Origin of the sequence: Herbaspirillum rhizosphaerae (assembly GCF_046025915.1) — a bacterium.
GTDB classification, from domain to species: domain Bacteria; phylum Pseudomonadota; class Gammaproteobacteria; order Burkholderiales; family Burkholderiaceae_D; genus Herbaspirillum; species Herbaspirillum rhizosphaerae_A.
This window is the reverse complement of record NZ_JAQQFR010000005.1, coordinates 85,433-99,886: the sequence shown is the minus strand read 5'-3', so window position 1 is coordinate 99,886 and position 14,454 is coordinate 85,433. Positions and strand designations below refer to the sequence as shown.

The 14,454-nt window shown below is 58.5% G+C and carries 11 protein-coding genes; 9 read left to right on the top strand and 2 right to left on the bottom strand.

Translation table 11 applies throughout. From position 1 onward, the window contains the following. Positions 1-67 precede the first annotated feature (67 nt). Positions 68-1,441: an MmgE/PrpD family protein gene (locus PQR63_RS09180; RefSeq protein ID WP_408167545.1), complete on the top strand. Its 1,374-nt coding sequence runs from the start codon at positions 68-70 to the stop codon at positions 1,439-1,441. Here PQR63_RS09180 and PQR63_RS09175 read toward each other — a convergent pair. Continuing rightward, entirely contained in the window at positions 1,431-1,967 is a 537-nt protein-coding gene (locus PQR63_RS09175; protein ID WP_408167544.1) for a YaeQ family protein, read from the bottom strand. The two genes, PQR63_RS09180 and PQR63_RS09175, sit on opposite strands and share 11 nt — an antisense overlap. Positions 1,968-2,092: 125 nt before the next feature. Between PQR63_RS09175 and PQR63_RS09170 the strand changes: the two genes are divergently transcribed. Both PQR63_RS09170 and PQR63_RS09165 read left to right on the top strand, forming a co-directional pair. Continuing rightward, on the top strand, positions 2,093-2,674 hold the full coding sequence (locus PQR63_RS09170) for a DUF1415 domain-containing protein (protein ID WP_408167543.1): 582 nt from the start codon (positions 2,093-2,095) through the stop codon (positions 2,672-2,674). 322 nt (positions 2,675-2,996) lie between these two features. Then, a complete protein-coding gene (locus tag PQR63_RS09165; RefSeq protein ID WP_094566158.1) occupies positions 2,997-3,329 on the top strand; it encodes a hypothetical protein in 333 nt (110 codons plus the stop codon). A gap of 95 nt (positions 3,330-3,424) precedes the next feature. Here the strand turns inward: PQR63_RS09165 and cysM are convergent, their stop codons facing one another. Continuing rightward, on the bottom strand, positions 3,425-4,327 hold the full coding sequence (gene cysM / locus PQR63_RS09160; RefSeq protein ID WP_408167542.1) for a cysteine synthase CysM: 903 nt from the start codon (positions 4,325-4,327) through the stop codon (positions 3,425-3,427). A gap of 239 nt (positions 4,328-4,566) precedes the next feature. Between cysM and PQR63_RS09155 the strand changes: the two genes are divergently transcribed. The 6 genes from PQR63_RS09155 to PQR63_RS09130 all read left to right on the top strand — a co-directional run bounded on the left by PQR63_RS09155 (position 4,567) and on the right by PQR63_RS09130 (position 14,437). Next, positions 4,567-6,216 (top strand): isovaleryl-CoA dehydrogenase, encoded by a 1,650-nt coding sequence (locus tag PQR63_RS09155; RefSeq protein ID WP_408167541.1) that lies wholly within the window; start codon positions 4,567-4,569, stop codon positions 6,214-6,216. 217 nt (positions 6,217-6,433) lie between these two features. Then, positions 6,434-7,933, top strand: coding sequence for an efflux transporter outer membrane subunit (locus tag PQR63_RS09150; protein WP_408167540.1), 1,500 nt, complete (start codon positions 6,434-6,436; stop codon positions 7,931-7,933). A 25-nt stretch (positions 7,934-7,958) separates the two neighbouring features. After that, positions 7,959-9,143 (top strand): efflux RND transporter periplasmic adaptor subunit, encoded by a 1,185-nt coding sequence (locus tag PQR63_RS09145; RefSeq protein ID WP_408167539.1) that lies wholly within the window; start codon positions 7,959-7,961, stop codon positions 9,141-9,143. Beyond that, complete coding sequence (locus tag PQR63_RS09140) at positions 9,140-12,307, top strand: efflux RND transporter permease subunit (RefSeq protein ID WP_408167538.1); 3,168 nt, start codon at positions 9,140-9,142, stop codon at positions 12,305-12,307. Before PQR63_RS09145 ends, PQR63_RS09140 begins: the two co-directional genes overlap by 4 nt. Positions 12,308-12,344: 37 nt before the next feature. Next, a complete protein-coding gene (locus PQR63_RS09135) occupies positions 12,345-13,058 on the top strand; it encodes a heavy metal response regulator transcription factor (RefSeq protein ID WP_408167537.1) in 714 nt (237 codons plus the stop codon). Next, positions 13,055-14,437, top strand: coding sequence for a heavy metal sensor histidine kinase (locus tag PQR63_RS09130; RefSeq protein WP_408167536.1), 1,383 nt, complete (start codon positions 13,055-13,057; stop codon positions 14,435-14,437). The genes PQR63_RS09135 and PQR63_RS09130 overlap by 4 nt, the downstream gene beginning before the upstream one ends. Positions 14,438-14,454: the final 17 nt, after the last annotated feature.

Below are 14,454 nucleotides of genomic sequence, written 5' to 3'. Positions count from 1 at the left end.
TCGGGCAAGCAATACAAGCAACACAAGCAACACCTCCGCTTTCTCTTCCATGACACAGCGTCACACCATGACTCACCCTACCGCCATTGAACGCCTGGCCGACTGGATCTGCGGCCTGCAACACAGCGATATTCCCGCCTCTGTACGCGCCATCGCCACCAACTGTCTGCTCGATACCATCGGTGTGGCTTTCGCCGGCTCGGCAACGGCAGTGGCGCGCACCGCACGCGCCATCGCCGTGGACGCCGGTTCGCGCGGCGATGCCGCCATCGTCGGCGGCCCGCAATTGCTTTCCGCGCCTGCGGCGGCATTCGTCAATGGCGCGTCGGCGCATGCGCTGGACTTTGACGACAATTGCTACGCCGGTTTCATGCACGGGTCTGCCGTGATCGCTCCCGCTGCCATCGCCGTTGCGCAAAAACGCAATGCATCCGGCAGCGATCTGCTGACAGCATTCATCGTTGGATCCGAATGTGAATACGCCGTCGGCGCCGCCACCAACAGCATCCTCTACGATCAGGGTTGGTGGACTACCGGCGTGCTCGGCCCGGTCGGCGCCTGCGCGGCGGCGGCCTGGCTGCTCAAGCTGGATCGCAAGCAAACTGCCTCGGCGCTGGGACTGGCGGTGGCCGGCACCGGTGGATTGAAAGCCTGTTTCGGCACCGACGCCAAACCCTTGATGGCAGGCCGTGCGGCAGAAGCCGGTGTGGTAGCTGCCTTACTGGCAGCACAAGGCGCCAGCGGCCCGCATGATGCCTTCGAACATTGGAACGGTTTCACTGGCTTGTTCAATCACGGCGAATTCAATATCGCCATGATTGCGCAGCTTGGTTCACATTGGTTTCTGGAATCGCCCGGCGTCGACCTCAAGCGCATTCCGCTTTGCCTGTCTTCGCACGCCGCAGTCGATGCCGCCATGGCCATCGTCGCCCGGCACGGCATTCTTGTGGATGAGATTGAAGAGATCCTCTGCGACGTGCCGCAAATTGTTTTTGCCAATCTGATTTACAACAAACCCGCGACGCGGCAGGAAGCGCAATTCAGCATGCCTTTCGCCGTGGCAGTGTCATTGCTGTATGGGACGGTGGAGTTGGCGCATCTTGACGGCGCGGTCTTGCAGGAACCGCGCGTGATTGCCCTGATGCAGCGTATTACCATGACCGTCGGTCCGCGCTGGAGCCTGGCAGGTGCCTGCGAAGCAGCGCCGGAAGGAGCCAACATGCAGATCAAGGCAGCGGGCCGTGATTGGGTGGAGGGATTTCAGGCGTATGCGCGCGGTGCGGCGCAATGTCCGATGCGTCAGGAAGAAATCGAAGACAAGTTCTTGAAATGTGTCGCCGAAGGAAACCGGGATGGCGGCAGCAACGCTGCGCTGCTGCTGTCCCGCCTCAAAGCGATCGATACGCTGCCGTCGGTGCGTGACCTGCTGACTACGGTTTAATTACCTGTGGGTCGATTTGCACCATCTCTTCATTGTTGCCCAGCCAGATCTGGCCGTCCTGAATCGTGCATTGCAATTGCATGGAGCGCTGCGCCAGCTTTTCCAGAGCCTGACTGGTCTCGACCGCGATGTTGATGACGGTGAGGTTCTTGGCGCGCTCGACGCGGTTGCCGGTCTGGCCCCACCAGATGCTGCTGGAGCTGCTGTAGCTATACACCATCACGCGTGCGGAACGACCGCAGGCTTTGAGAATGCGCTTGTCATCGGGTTGGCCGACTTCGATCCACAGATCGATGGCGCCGGTCAGATCCTTTTGCCAGATATCAGGCTCTTCCACGTCCGACAAGCCTTTGCCGAAGGTCAGCGACTCGCTGGCATTGAGCGCGAAGGCCAGCACGCGGATCATCATGCGCTCATCGGTTTCCGACGGATGACGGGCGATGGTCAAGGTATGGTTCTGGTAGTAGTGCCGGTTCATGTCGGAAATCTGCAGATCGGCTTTGAAGATGGTTGCTTTGAGCGCCATGGAGGTCTTATTTTGTGCGTAGATTAAAAACGAGGATGTGAAGCATAGCCGATTTCGGGCCGTTTCCGCTGTTTCCCTCGCTCTCCGTACTGTCTGGCCTCCGGACGTCATGAGACAATGCCGCCATGAATACCGCACCATTTCCCTCCGACGACGACGTCATTGCGCTCACCCAGGCGTGGATCAGCGAGGCCGTGATCGGCCTCAATCTTTGCCCTTTTGCCAAGTCGGTCTACGTCAAAAACCAGATCCGCTATGTCGTCAGTCACGCCGAAACCGAGACCGATCTCGCCGAGGAATTGTCGCGCGAATTGCAGCATCTGCAAGACAGCGATCCGGAGGCAATCGATACCACGGTGCTCATCCATCCACGCGTATTGCAAGACTTTCTGAATTACAACAACTTCCTCGATGTTGCCGACGAGGTACTTGAAAATGCCGGCCTGGAAGGCGAGCTGCAAATCGCCAGTTTCCATCCTGATTACCAATTTGCCGATGCCGCACCGGACGATATCGACAACTTTACCAACCGTTCTCCCTACCCTGTTTTGCATCTGTTGCGAGAAAGCAGCATCGATCGCGCCGTCCAGGCTTTCCCCGAAGCAAGCGCTATTTTCGAGCGAAACATAGCTACCATGCGGGATCTCGGCTTAAATGGCTGGAATCAGCTGTCTTTTGTCGTGTCAAAGAAACAACACCAAATATAGAAAAAATCCTGTTAATATCTGTTACAAATTCGAGGTGATTTCTCGCAACTATTTTGTAATAGACTTTTCTCACTGGATGTACTGACGTCAATATTGACGTTTTGCCAGTACCGAAGTGGGAAACACGGAAACGAATAGTAAAGGCTGGCAAGTCAGACCGACTGATCCCGATGGCCTTGGTTCGAGTTGTGTATGTTGCAGTGGGAAAAGAATGGCACCTCTAATGGAAACTGGTTAACCACGTTTTGCAGTTTTACCAAGAACTAATAGCACTTGCACAAACAAGGCCCTTATAAACATCTGCATAATGGAACGTCCGATCATGACTACACCTAATGGCACCAACGATACTTCTCTCTCGGATCAAATCAACTACGATCCTAACCACCTGCTCGACGCATTGATCGAGAAGCTGCATCTGAAGAACGATGCCGCGCTCTCGCGTGCGCTGGAAGTGGCTCCGCCGGTGATCAGCAAGATCCGCCACCGTCGTCTGCCGGTTGGTGCGTCGCTGCTGATTCGCATGCATGAAGTCAGCGAACTGTCGATCCGCGAACTGCGCGAATTGATGGGTGATCGCCGCGAAAAATTCCGCATCAGCGACAAGCAATTCAAACCGAAGCCAGGTTCGCCTGCAACTCCTGGTATGGAATAAAAAAACGGAGCCTCAGGCTCCGTTTTTTTATTGTGGCGAACACATGAATGCATTCACCATTTGTTCACCGCTTGTTCACCACTTCACTTCCGAGCTTACGCCGGGAAAACGCCCGTGGAGAGATAGCGATCACCGCGATCGCAGACGACGAACACAATCGTTGCATTCTCCACCTGCTGCGCGACGCGCAATGCCACTTCACAGGCGCCTGCTGCGGAGATACCGCAGAACAAACCTTCGACCATCGCCAGCTTGCGCGCCATGTTTTCGGCTGCGGCCTGGCTGACGTATTCAAGCTGATCGACACGCGGCTTTTCATAGATCTTCGGTAAATACGCTTCCGGCCATTTGCGGATGCCTGGGATCGACGAGCCTTCTTCCGGCTGGGCGCCGATGATCTGGATTTCCGGATTCTGTTCTTTCAGGTAACGCGACACGCCCATGATGGTGCCGGTAGTGCCCATGGCGCTGACGAAATGGGTAATGCGGCCTTCAGTGTCACGCCACAGCTCGGGGCCGGTGGTTTCATAGTGCGCCTGCGGATTATCGGCGTTGGCGAACTGATCCAGGATCAGGCCCTGGCCTTCCTTCTGCATTTGTTCTGCCAGGTCGCGCGCGTATTCCATACCACCGCTCTTGGGCGTAAGGACGATCTTGGCGCCATAGGCGGCCATGCTTTGACGGCGCTCTTCGCTGAGGTTTTCCGGCATCAGCAAGACCATCTTGTAGCCGCGCATTGCCGCAACCATGGCCAATGCGATACCGGTATTGCCGCTGGTGGCTTCGATCAGGGTATCGCCCGGCTTGATCTGGCCGCGTTCTTCGGCACGGCGGATCATCGACAATGCAGCACGGTCCTTGACCGACCCGGCGGGGTTGTTGCCCTCTATCTTGCCGAGGATGATGTTGTTGCGTCGTGCGACGTCTTCGCCGCCGATACGTTGCAATTGAATCAAGGGCGTATTGCCGATGGTATCTTCGATGGTCAGGTAAGGCATGGTCGGAGGAGTCCTTTCAGAAGCCTCATTTTAATATGAGTCTTTGTCATGTGCAGGACGGCCTTAGCGACAAGATACTTATATAGTTATAGCAAATTCACCTAATGCGCTGAAATTGCCCGGCGCTTGCGCTGTCGCGCTGTCTTCTTGCGGTGAATGCCTTACACTGTCCGCGCCGTCGTCTGTGCTGCGCTTCACCTCGCTTCACCCTCTCCGCCCGTCCACGTACAGGAGTTGCAATGAAAACGCATGAAGTCACCAACCAGGTTCCCGAGCTGAAAGATGTCAATCTGTACAGCACCGATCTGGCCCTGAGCGAAGGCGTGCAACGTGAACAGGCCGGCTGGCATGCCGCGCCGCTATCCAATTACGGCGCAGAACTCGGCAGCGCCGATGTGCTGCAACTGGCCGAACTGGCCAATCGCCATACTCCCGAACTGCAAACCCACGACCGCTTCGGCAACCGCATCGATCGTGTCGACTTCCATCCCAGCTGGCATGCACTGCTGGCGCTGCTGCGCCGCGAAGCCCTGCACGCGCTGCCGTGGATGCCTGCCTACGAAGGCATGCCTGGTGCACATGTGGCGCGCGCTGCGGGCTACTTCCTGCACGCGCAGGTGGAAGCGGGATCGCTTTGCCCGACCACCATGACCTTTGCTTCGCTGCCGGTATTGCGCCATGAGGATGCGCTGTTCCCGATGGTGCGCGACAAATTGTTTTCACGCGAACACGATCCGCGCGACCTGCCGCTGGAGCAAAAGCGCTCAATGCTGATCGGCATGGGCATGACAGAAAAACAAGGTGGCTCCGATGTACGCAGCAACACCACTGCCGCACGTCCGCTCAATGGCAGCGGACGCGGTGCAGCCTATACGCTGATCGGCCACAAATGGTTTTTCTCGGCGCCGATGTGCGATGCGCACATGGTGCTGGCGCGCACCGACAACGGCTTGTCGTGCTTCTTCGTGCCGCGCTGGCGTCCCGATGGACAAAAGAACGGCGTGCTGATCCAGCGCCTCAAGGACAAGCTGGGCAATCGGTCCAACTCCAGTAGCGAAGTCGAATTCGACGATGCCTATGGCGTCATGGTCGGCGATGAAGGACGCGGCATTCCCACCATCATCGAAATGGCTAACCACACACGCCTGGACTGCGTGATCGGCAGCGCCGGGCTGATGCGCCATGCTCTGATTCAGGCGATCCACCACGCGCGTCATCGCAGCGCCTTCGGCAAGCAGTTAGCGGAGCAGGCATTGATGCGCAATGTGCTTTCCGATCTAGCGCTGGAAAGTGAAGCGGCGACACTACTGATGCTGCGTCTGGCACGTGCCTTCGAATCGCCGAACGACCCGCTGCAACGCGCATGGCGGCGCATCGTCACGCCCGCCGCCAAATTCTGGATCTGCAAGCGCGCGCTGGAATTTACCGGCGAATGCATGGAAGTCTGGGGCGGCAACGGCTATGTCGAGACAGCGCCGATGGCGCGCATGTATCGTGAAGCGCCGGTGAATTCGATCTGGGAAGGTTCGGGCAATGTGATGTGCCTCGACGTACTGCGCGCCATGGAGCGTGAACCGGAAGGCTGTATCTTGCTGCTGGAAGAATTGCAGCAAGTCGCCGACGGCCATCATGTCCTGCAGGCATCGCTGGATGCCTTGAAACAACTGCTGACCACGCCGCCGGAACAACGCGAGATGCTGGCACGCCGCCTGGTGCAGCAACTGATCCTGACGGTACAGAGCGCCTTGATGTTGCAGCATGCGCCCGCAGCGATGGCGGAGGCTTTTGTACTCAGTCGCAGCGACGCGGCAAACGGCCGCGTCTACGGCACGCTGCATGCCGACGCCTCCTTGCAGCAGGAGATTCTCCAGCGCGCCTGGCCGGTCTGATTTGGTTGCCAAAATACAATAAAAACAAAGCAACCTACTCCGCAGCCGAAACTGACAGAAATGTCATATTTCCGTCAGCATCAAGTTGACCACCCCCTCGTACAGTAATGCTGTAGAAAGGCGTCGCCAGTTAACCTGTCCGACGCCCACCGGCAGTTCCCTTTGATCCCATGTCGTCCAGCCAAATGCACGCTCAACCATGTTTTGGAATCTACCAATGACAGCGACCGCCAAATCGCCACCCCAACACGCATTCAAGCCAGCCTTAGCGTTGTCCGCAATCACTCTGGCCGCCGCAGCTTTGCTCGGCGGTTGCGCCGTCGGCCCTGACTACGCTCGCCCGCAAATGGATTTGCCCACTGCCTATAAAGAACAAGGCCCGTGGAAAATCGCCGAGCCGGGACAGATCGACAGCAATCACCGCTGGTGGGAAGCCTATAAGGATCCGGTGCTGAACGACCTGATCGATCAGGCCAATAAAGCCAATCAGAATATCCGCTTCGCCGAGGCGCAATATCGCCAGGCTCAGGCCACCGCCGCCATTGCGCGCGCCAGCTTGTGGCCGACGGTCGGTGTTTCCGGCGGCCCCACCCGCGCGCGGACCAATAGCGCGACGGCCGGCAGCCGGCTGACGGATACCTATGCCGTCGGTCTGAATGCCTCATGGGAAGCTGATGTCTGGGGCCGTGTGCGGCGCTCGGTGGAAGCCGGCGACGCGACCAGCGCGGCAAGCGCAGCCAGCCTTGCGGCGGCACGCCTGAGTATCCAGGCAACCCTGGCGCAGGATTACCTGCAACTGCGCGTGACCGATCTGCAAAAGGATCTGTATGCACGCACCGTCGCTGCCTATACACGGTCGTTTCAACTGACCCAGCATCAATATGAAGCCGGTGTGGCCTTGCGCTCCGACGTCGCGCAGGCTGAAACGCAATTGCGCTCGGCACAGGCACAACTGATCGATCTCGACGCCACGCGCAACCAGCTGGAACACGCCATCGCCATCCTCGTTGGCAAAGCGCCGGCAGTCTTCACGCTCGCGCCGGTCACCACCGACGGTGCCGCGTTGCAGGCAAGCATGCCGCCAACACCGACCGGCTTGCCGTCCGACCTGCTGGAGCGCCGTCCCGATATCGCCAATGCCGAACGTCTGGCGGCTGCCGCCAATGCCAACATCGGCGTGGCGCGCGCCGCTTATTTCCCAACGCTGACATTGAATGCGACCGGTGGTTACAGCGCGATCGCCTTCTCCCAGTTGTTCGATACGCCAAGCCGTGTATGGTCGCTGGGCGCCACGCTTGCTGCCACCCTGTTCGATGGCGGCGCACGCAGCGCACGCAACGATCAGGCGACTGCCGCCTTCGATGCTTCGGTGGCGACGTACAAGCAAACCGTCCTTGGCGGCCTGCAAGAAGTGGAAGACAACCTCTCGACATTGCGCGTGCTGGATCAGGAAAGCCAGGTCCAGGATCAGGCGGTCAAGGCGGCGCAGCTGTCTGAACGACTGGCGCTGAGCCAGTATCAGGCCGGCACCACGACGTATCTGTCGGTGGTCACGACACAGGCCACATCGCTGACCAATCAACGCACCGCCGTGACCTTGCTCGGCCGCCAGCTGGTTGCCAGCGTAGCGCTGATCAAGGCGGTCGGCGGCGGCTGGCGCGTCGGCGATATCAATCAGACGACGGCAACCGGCACACCCGTTGCTGCCGCCAACTAAGAAAAACAATCTTGCGAGTTAAAGTATGACTACTTCATTCATTCAAAAACGTTCCACTCTGTTGATTTCCGCTGCGGTTGTCGTTCTCGTTGGCGGTGGTTCCTGGACCCTGATGCATCGCACCGATGCCGTTGCTGCACCTAATCCGCAGGCGCAGCAAGGTCCCGCGATTTCCGTGACGACGACAAAAGTGGAAGAGCGCGATGTGCCCTTGTACCTGACCGGTGTCGGTACCGTCACCGCCAATGCCAGCGTGACCGTCAAGGCGCGCATCGATGGTCAGCTCGACAAGGTTGCGTTTACCGAAGGCCAGGACGTCAAGGCCGGCCAGTTGCTCGCGCAAATCGATCCACGCGCATTGCAAGCGCAATTGGCGCAAGTGCAGGCGCAACAAGCCAAGGATCAGGCGCAACTGACCAACGCCAAGATCGACTTGCAACGCTACACCACGCTGCGTCAGCAAGACGCCGCCACGCAACAACAGCTCGATACGCAAAAGGCACTGGTCGCGCAACTGGAAGCCTCCGTCAAGACCGACGAAGCACAGATCAACTATGCCAAGGTGCAGCTCAGCTATACCACCATCAATGCACCGATCAGCGGCCGCGTCGGCGCGCGTCTGGTGGATGCCGGTAATATCGTGCACGCCACCGATGTGAACGGCCTGGTGGTGATCAATCAGATCGATCCGATCACCGTGCAATTCACCCTGCCGGAAGAAGCAGTACCAGCCATCAACCGCGCCCAGCTGACCAATCACAAGTCACTCAAAGTGACTGCCTACGCGCGCACCAACAACAAGGATGCGCTGGGCACCGGCAACCTGATTTTATTGAACAACCAGATCGACACGACCAGCGGTACGGTGCAGTTGAAAGCACGTTTCACCAATCCACAGCACACCCTGTGGCCGGGCCAGTACGTCAACGTCAATCTGCAGATGGATGATCATGGCGTGGCATTGACCCTGCCGGCCGCCGCCATCCAGCGCAATCAGGAAGGCACTTACGTCTATATCATCAAGGCCGACGAGACTGCGGCGATCCAGCCGGTTGTCGTGGCACGTATTCAGGATGGCATCGCCGTCATCACCAAGGGTGTCGAATCAGGACAGCGCGTAGTGCTTGACGGTCAGTACAAGCTGAAACCGGGTAGCCGCATCGTCGAAAACAAAGCCAACGCCGCTGCTGCGAAAGGATCCGCAAAGTGAGTGTTTCCGCTACCTTCATCAAGCGTCCGATCGGCACCACGCTGCTCGCGATCGCTATCCTGCTGGTCGGTATCGCCGTCTGGCCGTTGCTGCCGGTGGCGCCGCTGCCGCAGGTCGACTTTCCTACCCTTCAGGTCTCCGCCAGCTTGCCCGGCGGCAGTCCGGAAACCATGGCGTCCAACGTGGCGCAGCCGCTGGAACGACAATTCTCGCTGATTGCAGGTCTGACGCAGATGACCTCGCAAAGTGCACTGGGCAGCACTCAGATCACCTTGCAGTTCGACCTTAACCGCAACATCGATGCCGCTGCGCTGGACGTACAAGCAGCGATCAATGCGTCGACCGGCCAGTTGCCCTCCAACTTGCCCAACCCGCCAACTTTTCGCAAGATCAACCCGGCCGATTCGCCGATCATGATCGTTTCGGTGCAGTCGGATGCCTTGCCACTGACGCAGGTCAACGACTACGCCGACAATATTCTGGCGCAGCAGATTTCGCAGATTTCCGGCGTGGGTCTGGTTAGCGTCAACGGCCAGCAAAAACCAGCCGTACGCATCCAGGTGGATCCAGCCAAACTGGCGACCATGGGTCTGAGTCTGGAAGACATTCGTGGCGTCATCGCCACGACCACCGTCAACCAGCCGAAGGGTACCGTTGACGGTCAGCATCAGAGCTTTACCGTCTACACCAATGATCAGTTGCTGAGCGCCGAACCATGGAACGACATGGTGCTAGCCTACAAAAACGGCGCGCCGATCCGCATCCGCGATATCGGCACCGCCGTCGACGGTCCGGAAAATAACAAGATTGCTGCATGGGCCTTCGCCGGTGCTGCGGCAGCGCCCGACACCACACTCACCAATGGCCGTTCGATTGTGCTGGCGATCACCAAGCAGCCGGGCGCCAACGTGATCGAAACCGTGGAGCGCATCAAGGCAACGATGCCGCGTCTGCGCGCAGCGATTCCTGCCAGCGTACACATCAACACGCTGATTGACCGTACTCAGACTATTCGCGCGTCGGTCCAAGACGTTGAGTTCACGCTGATCCTGACCATTGCGCTGGTGGTGATGGTGATTTTCGTGTTCTTGCGCAACGTCGCCGCGACGCTGATCCCAAGCATCACCGTGCCGCTGGCGCTGATGGGCACGGCGGGCGTGATGTATCTGGTGGGCTACAGCCTCGACAACCTGTCGCTGATGGCGCTGACGATTGCAGTCGGCTTCGTGGTCGATGATGCGATCGTGATGCTGGAAAACATTTACCGTTACGTCGAAGAAGGCATGTCACCGATGGAAGCGGCGCTGAAAGGCTCCAGCGAAATCGGCTTCACCATTATCTCCATCTCGGTGTCGCTGGTGGCGGTGTTCATCCCGCTGCTGCTGATGGGCGGTATCGTCGGTCGTCTGTTCCGTGAATTCGCCGTGACCGTAACGCTGACCATCGGCGTATCGGTGATCATCTCGCTGACGCTGACACCGATGCTGTGCTCGCGCTTCCTCAAGAACAGCCATGCCGAAAAACACGGCAAGCTGTACCAGCTGTTTGAACGTTTCTTCGACACTCTGCTGAACGGCTACAAGCGCGGCCTCGACGTCGTGATGCGCCATCAATTCATCACTCTGCTGACCTTCATCGCCACCGTGGCGTTCACGGCGTTCTTGTTCGTGATCATTCCCAAGGGCTTCTTTCCGCAACAGGATAACGGCGTGATTGTGGGTTTTGCGGAATCGTCGCAGGACATCTCTTCGGAGGCGATGCGCCGTCGTCTGCTGCAAGTTGCAGAAGTTGTCCGCAAGGACCCCGACGTCACCGGTTTTGCAATGAGCGCCGGTTCAACCACCTTCAACACAGGTAACTTTTTCATTGCCTTGAAACCGAAGGACGAAGGCCGTACCGCCGACGCCAGCGAAATCATCACACGCCTGCGTCCGCAAGTGGCCAAGATCCAGGGCGTGAATCTGTTCATGCAGGCCAGCCAGGACATCAATGTTGGTGGCCGTCTGGCGCGTACGCAATATCAGTACACGCTGACCGACTCCAATCTTGATGAGCTCAATACCTGGGCACCGAAGGTCGTGGATCGCCTGCGCAAGATGAAACAACTGACCGACGTTGCCTCCGACCAGCAGAACAATGCGGCGACAGCGACGATCACCATCGACCGTGCACGCGCGTCCAGCTTCGGCATCTCGCCGTCGCTGATCGATGCGACGATCTACGATGCGATCGGCCAACGCCAGGTAGCGCAATACTTCACCCAGATCAACAGCTACCACGTGGTGCTGGAAGTCACGCCTGAGTTGCAAAAAGATCCGGCGCTGTTCAACAAGCTGTACCTGACCTCGCCGCTCACCGGCCAGCAAGTACCGCTGTCGACCTTCATCAAGGTTGATACGACCAAGACCGCGTATCTGTCGATCAGCCATCAGAGCCAGTTCCCGGCGGTGACGATTTCCTTCAACCTGGCGTCGGGTGTGGCGCTGGGTGAAGCGGTCGATGCCATCAACCAGGCTCAGGCGGAAATGGGTGTGCCGACCACGTTGACCGGCGCCTTCCAGGGTACGGCCAAGGCCTTCGGCGAATCGCTGGCCTCGCAGCCTTACCTGATCGCGGCAGCGCTGATTGCGGTGTATATCGTGCTGGGTCTGCTGTACGAGAGCTATATCCATCCGCTGACGATTTTGTCGACACTGCCGTCGGCGGGCGTGGGTGCGCTGCTGATTCTGATGGCGGGCGGCTACGATCTCAGCGTGATTGCGCTCATCGGCATCATCTTGCTGATCGGTATCGTCAAGAAGAACGGCATCATGATGATCGACTTCGCCCTGACCGCCGAACGCCAGCATGGCATGAAACCGGAAGAAGCGATCTATCAGGCTTGCCTGCTGCGCTTCCGCCCGATCATGATGACCACCATGTGCGCCTTGCTGTCCGGTCTGCCGCTGATGCTGGGCCATGGCGCCGGCTCCGAACTGCGCCGTCCGCTGGGTTATGCGATGGTGGGCGGTCTGGTGCTGTCGCAGGCGCTGACGCTGTTCACCACGCCGGTGATCTATCTGTATCTGGACCGCGCGCATTACTGGTACATGAACAAAAAAGAAGCGCGCGCAGCACGCAAGGCAGCCAAGAAAGGCGCCACACCTGTAATAGAATCGCATTAATAGTCACATGTCTATGAACGCGGTACCAGGAGCAGGAATGAAAGTTCTGATTGTCGAAGACGAGCACAAGATGGCGGAGTACCTCTGCAAGGGTCTGACCGAGCAGGGGTGTACCGTGGATCTGGCCGCCAACGGCATCGACGGCCAGCATCTGGCAATTCAGCACGATTACGATGTGATCGTGCTGGATGTCATGCTGCCCGGCCTGGATGGCTTTTCGGTGCTGCGTTCGCTGCGCACCATCAAGCAGACGCCGGTGATCATGCTGACGGCGCGCGACCGTGTGGAAGACCGCATCAAGGGCTTGCACGACGGTGCTGATGATTACCTGATCAAACCCTTTTCTTTCCTTGAACTGCTGGCGCGCTTGCAGGCGTTGACGCGGCGCGGCCGTTCGCAGGAGCCGGCACAGCTGCGCATTGGCGACCTGCAGATTGATCTGCTGAGCCGCAAGGCATTCCGTAACAATGTCCGCATCGACCTGACCGCCAAGGAGTTTGCACTGCTGGCGATCATGGCGCGCCGCCAGGGCGAGATCCTGTCCAAGACGGCGATTGCCGAACTGGTCTGGGACATGAATTTTGACAGCAACACTAACGTGGTGGAAGTTGCGATCAAGCGCCTGCGCGCCAAGATCGACGCACCATTCGGACAGAAGCTGCTGCACACGATACGCGGCATGGGCTATGTACTGGAACCGCGTACCGTTTTGCCGGCTCACGATGCAAATGACGAAGAGGAAGACGGATGAAGCATTCCATTATCACGCGCCTGGTGATGATGTTTGCTGCTTCGGCGCTGATCATTTTTTCGCTGATCGGCGGCGTGCTGTATGCCGTGGTCAAGAACGAGCTGCTGCGCCATGAACGCGATGGCCTGGTGACGACCTTCAACGATATCGAATACATGGTCTCGCGTATCGGCACGGTTGATCGCTGGGCGCGCGTGCAAGCCAAGCTCGACACGCTGACACCGGCCGATGGCAAGGTGCGCTTCTGGGTATTCAGCGACGATCCGCGCTTCAGCTACGGCAAGGATCTGGCCGAACTGCATGAGTTCGATTACGACCCCAAGAACATCGGCAGGCTGCGCATTAAGGGCAAAGAATTTCCGCTGCATACGCTGACCAAGATTCTGCCTGCCTATCTCGACCGCCCCGCCATCCGTCTCACGGTGGGCGTGGACACCGAACCTTATTTTGAAACGCTGCGCACCTTCGTCGCGGCGATGATCGGCTTGTCGCTGATCGGCGTTTTTCTGGTGATTCTGTTCGGTTATTGGATTGCGCGCACCGGCTTGCAGCCACTCAAGAAAATGTCGGACAAGGCGCAGACGCTGAGTCCGAAGAACTTGTCCGAACGCCTTACCGTCTCTGCCCTGCCGGATGAATTATCCGATCTGGCGCAAGCTTTCAACGGCGCGCTGGACCGCATGGAGAATGCGTATAAGCAGTTGGAGGCCTTCAACGCCGATGTGGCACATGAGTTGCGCACGCCGCTAGCCAATCTGATCGGTGAAACCCAGGTTGCCCTATCGCGCGAACGCAGCGCACCCGAGTTTGAAACGGTGCTGCAATCGAATCTGGAAGAGCTGGATCGGCTGCGCTCCATCATCAACGACATGCTGTTCCTGGCTCGGTGCGATCAGGGCGAAGCCGCCACCAGCCTGGTGTACACGGTGATCGCCGATGAGGTGCAGAAGACTATCGAGTTCTTCGAATTCGTACTCGACGAGATGGAAATGAGCGTTGAAGTCACCGGCGACACGACCGCGACTTCGATGATCGAGACCGCACTTTTCCGCCGCGCATTGACCAATTTATTACAGAATGCGATCCAGCATTCCCCTGCCGGCGCGCGCATCAAAGTCTCCATCGATGCGCAAAACAAGGATGTGCAGGTCGCCGTCTCCAACCCGGGCGAACCAATCGAACAACGCCATCTGCCGCGCCTGTTTGACCGTTTTTATCGCGTCGACACCGCACGCCGCGAAGTCGACGGTATCCATGGCCATGGGCTCGGCCTGGCCATCGTCAAGGCTATCGCGCTCATGCACGGCGGCACCGCATTCGCAGCGAGCAGAGGCGGCATGACGACGATCGGCTTTACAGTCGGCGGCAAAACGGCCTGAGGCTGACTGATTGCTCG

What these genes read in the sequence shown, in the direction of transcription:
- PQR63_RS09180 (WP_408167545.1), top strand. Translation starts at nt 68, where the DNA reads ATGACTCACCCTACCGCCATTGAACGCCTGGCCGACTGGATCTGCGGC.
- PQR63_RS09175 (WP_408167544.1), bottom strand. Translation starts at nt 1,967, where the DNA reads ATGGCGCTCAAAGCAACCATCTTCAAAGCCGATCTGCAGATTTCCGAC.
- PQR63_RS09170 (WP_408167543.1), top strand. Translation starts at nt 2,093, where the DNA reads ATGAATACCGCACCATTTCCCTCCGACGACGACGTCATTGCGCTCACC.
- PQR63_RS09165 (WP_094566158.1), top strand. Translation starts at nt 2,997, where the DNA reads ATGACTACACCTAATGGCACCAACGATACTTCTCTCTCGGATCAAATC.
- cysM (WP_408167542.1), bottom strand. Translation starts at nt 4,327, where the DNA reads ATGCCTTACCTGACCATCGAAGATACCATCGGCAATACGCCCTTGATT.
- PQR63_RS09155 (WP_408167541.1), top strand. Translation starts at nt 4,567, where the DNA reads ATGAAAACGCATGAAGTCACCAACCAGGTTCCCGAGCTGAAAGATGTC.
- PQR63_RS09150 (WP_408167540.1), top strand. Translation starts at nt 6,434, where the DNA reads ATGACAGCGACCGCCAAATCGCCACCCCAACACGCATTCAAGCCAGCC.
- PQR63_RS09145 (WP_408167539.1), top strand. Translation starts at nt 7,959, where the DNA reads ATGACTACTTCATTCATTCAAAAACGTTCCACTCTGTTGATTTCCGCT.
- PQR63_RS09135 (WP_408167537.1), top strand. Translation starts at nt 12,345, where the DNA reads ATGAAAGTTCTGATTGTCGAAGACGAGCACAAGATGGCGGAGTACCTC.
- PQR63_RS09130 (WP_408167536.1), top strand. Translation starts at nt 13,055, where the DNA reads ATGAAGCATTCCATTATCACGCGCCTGGTGATGATGTTTGCTGCTTCG.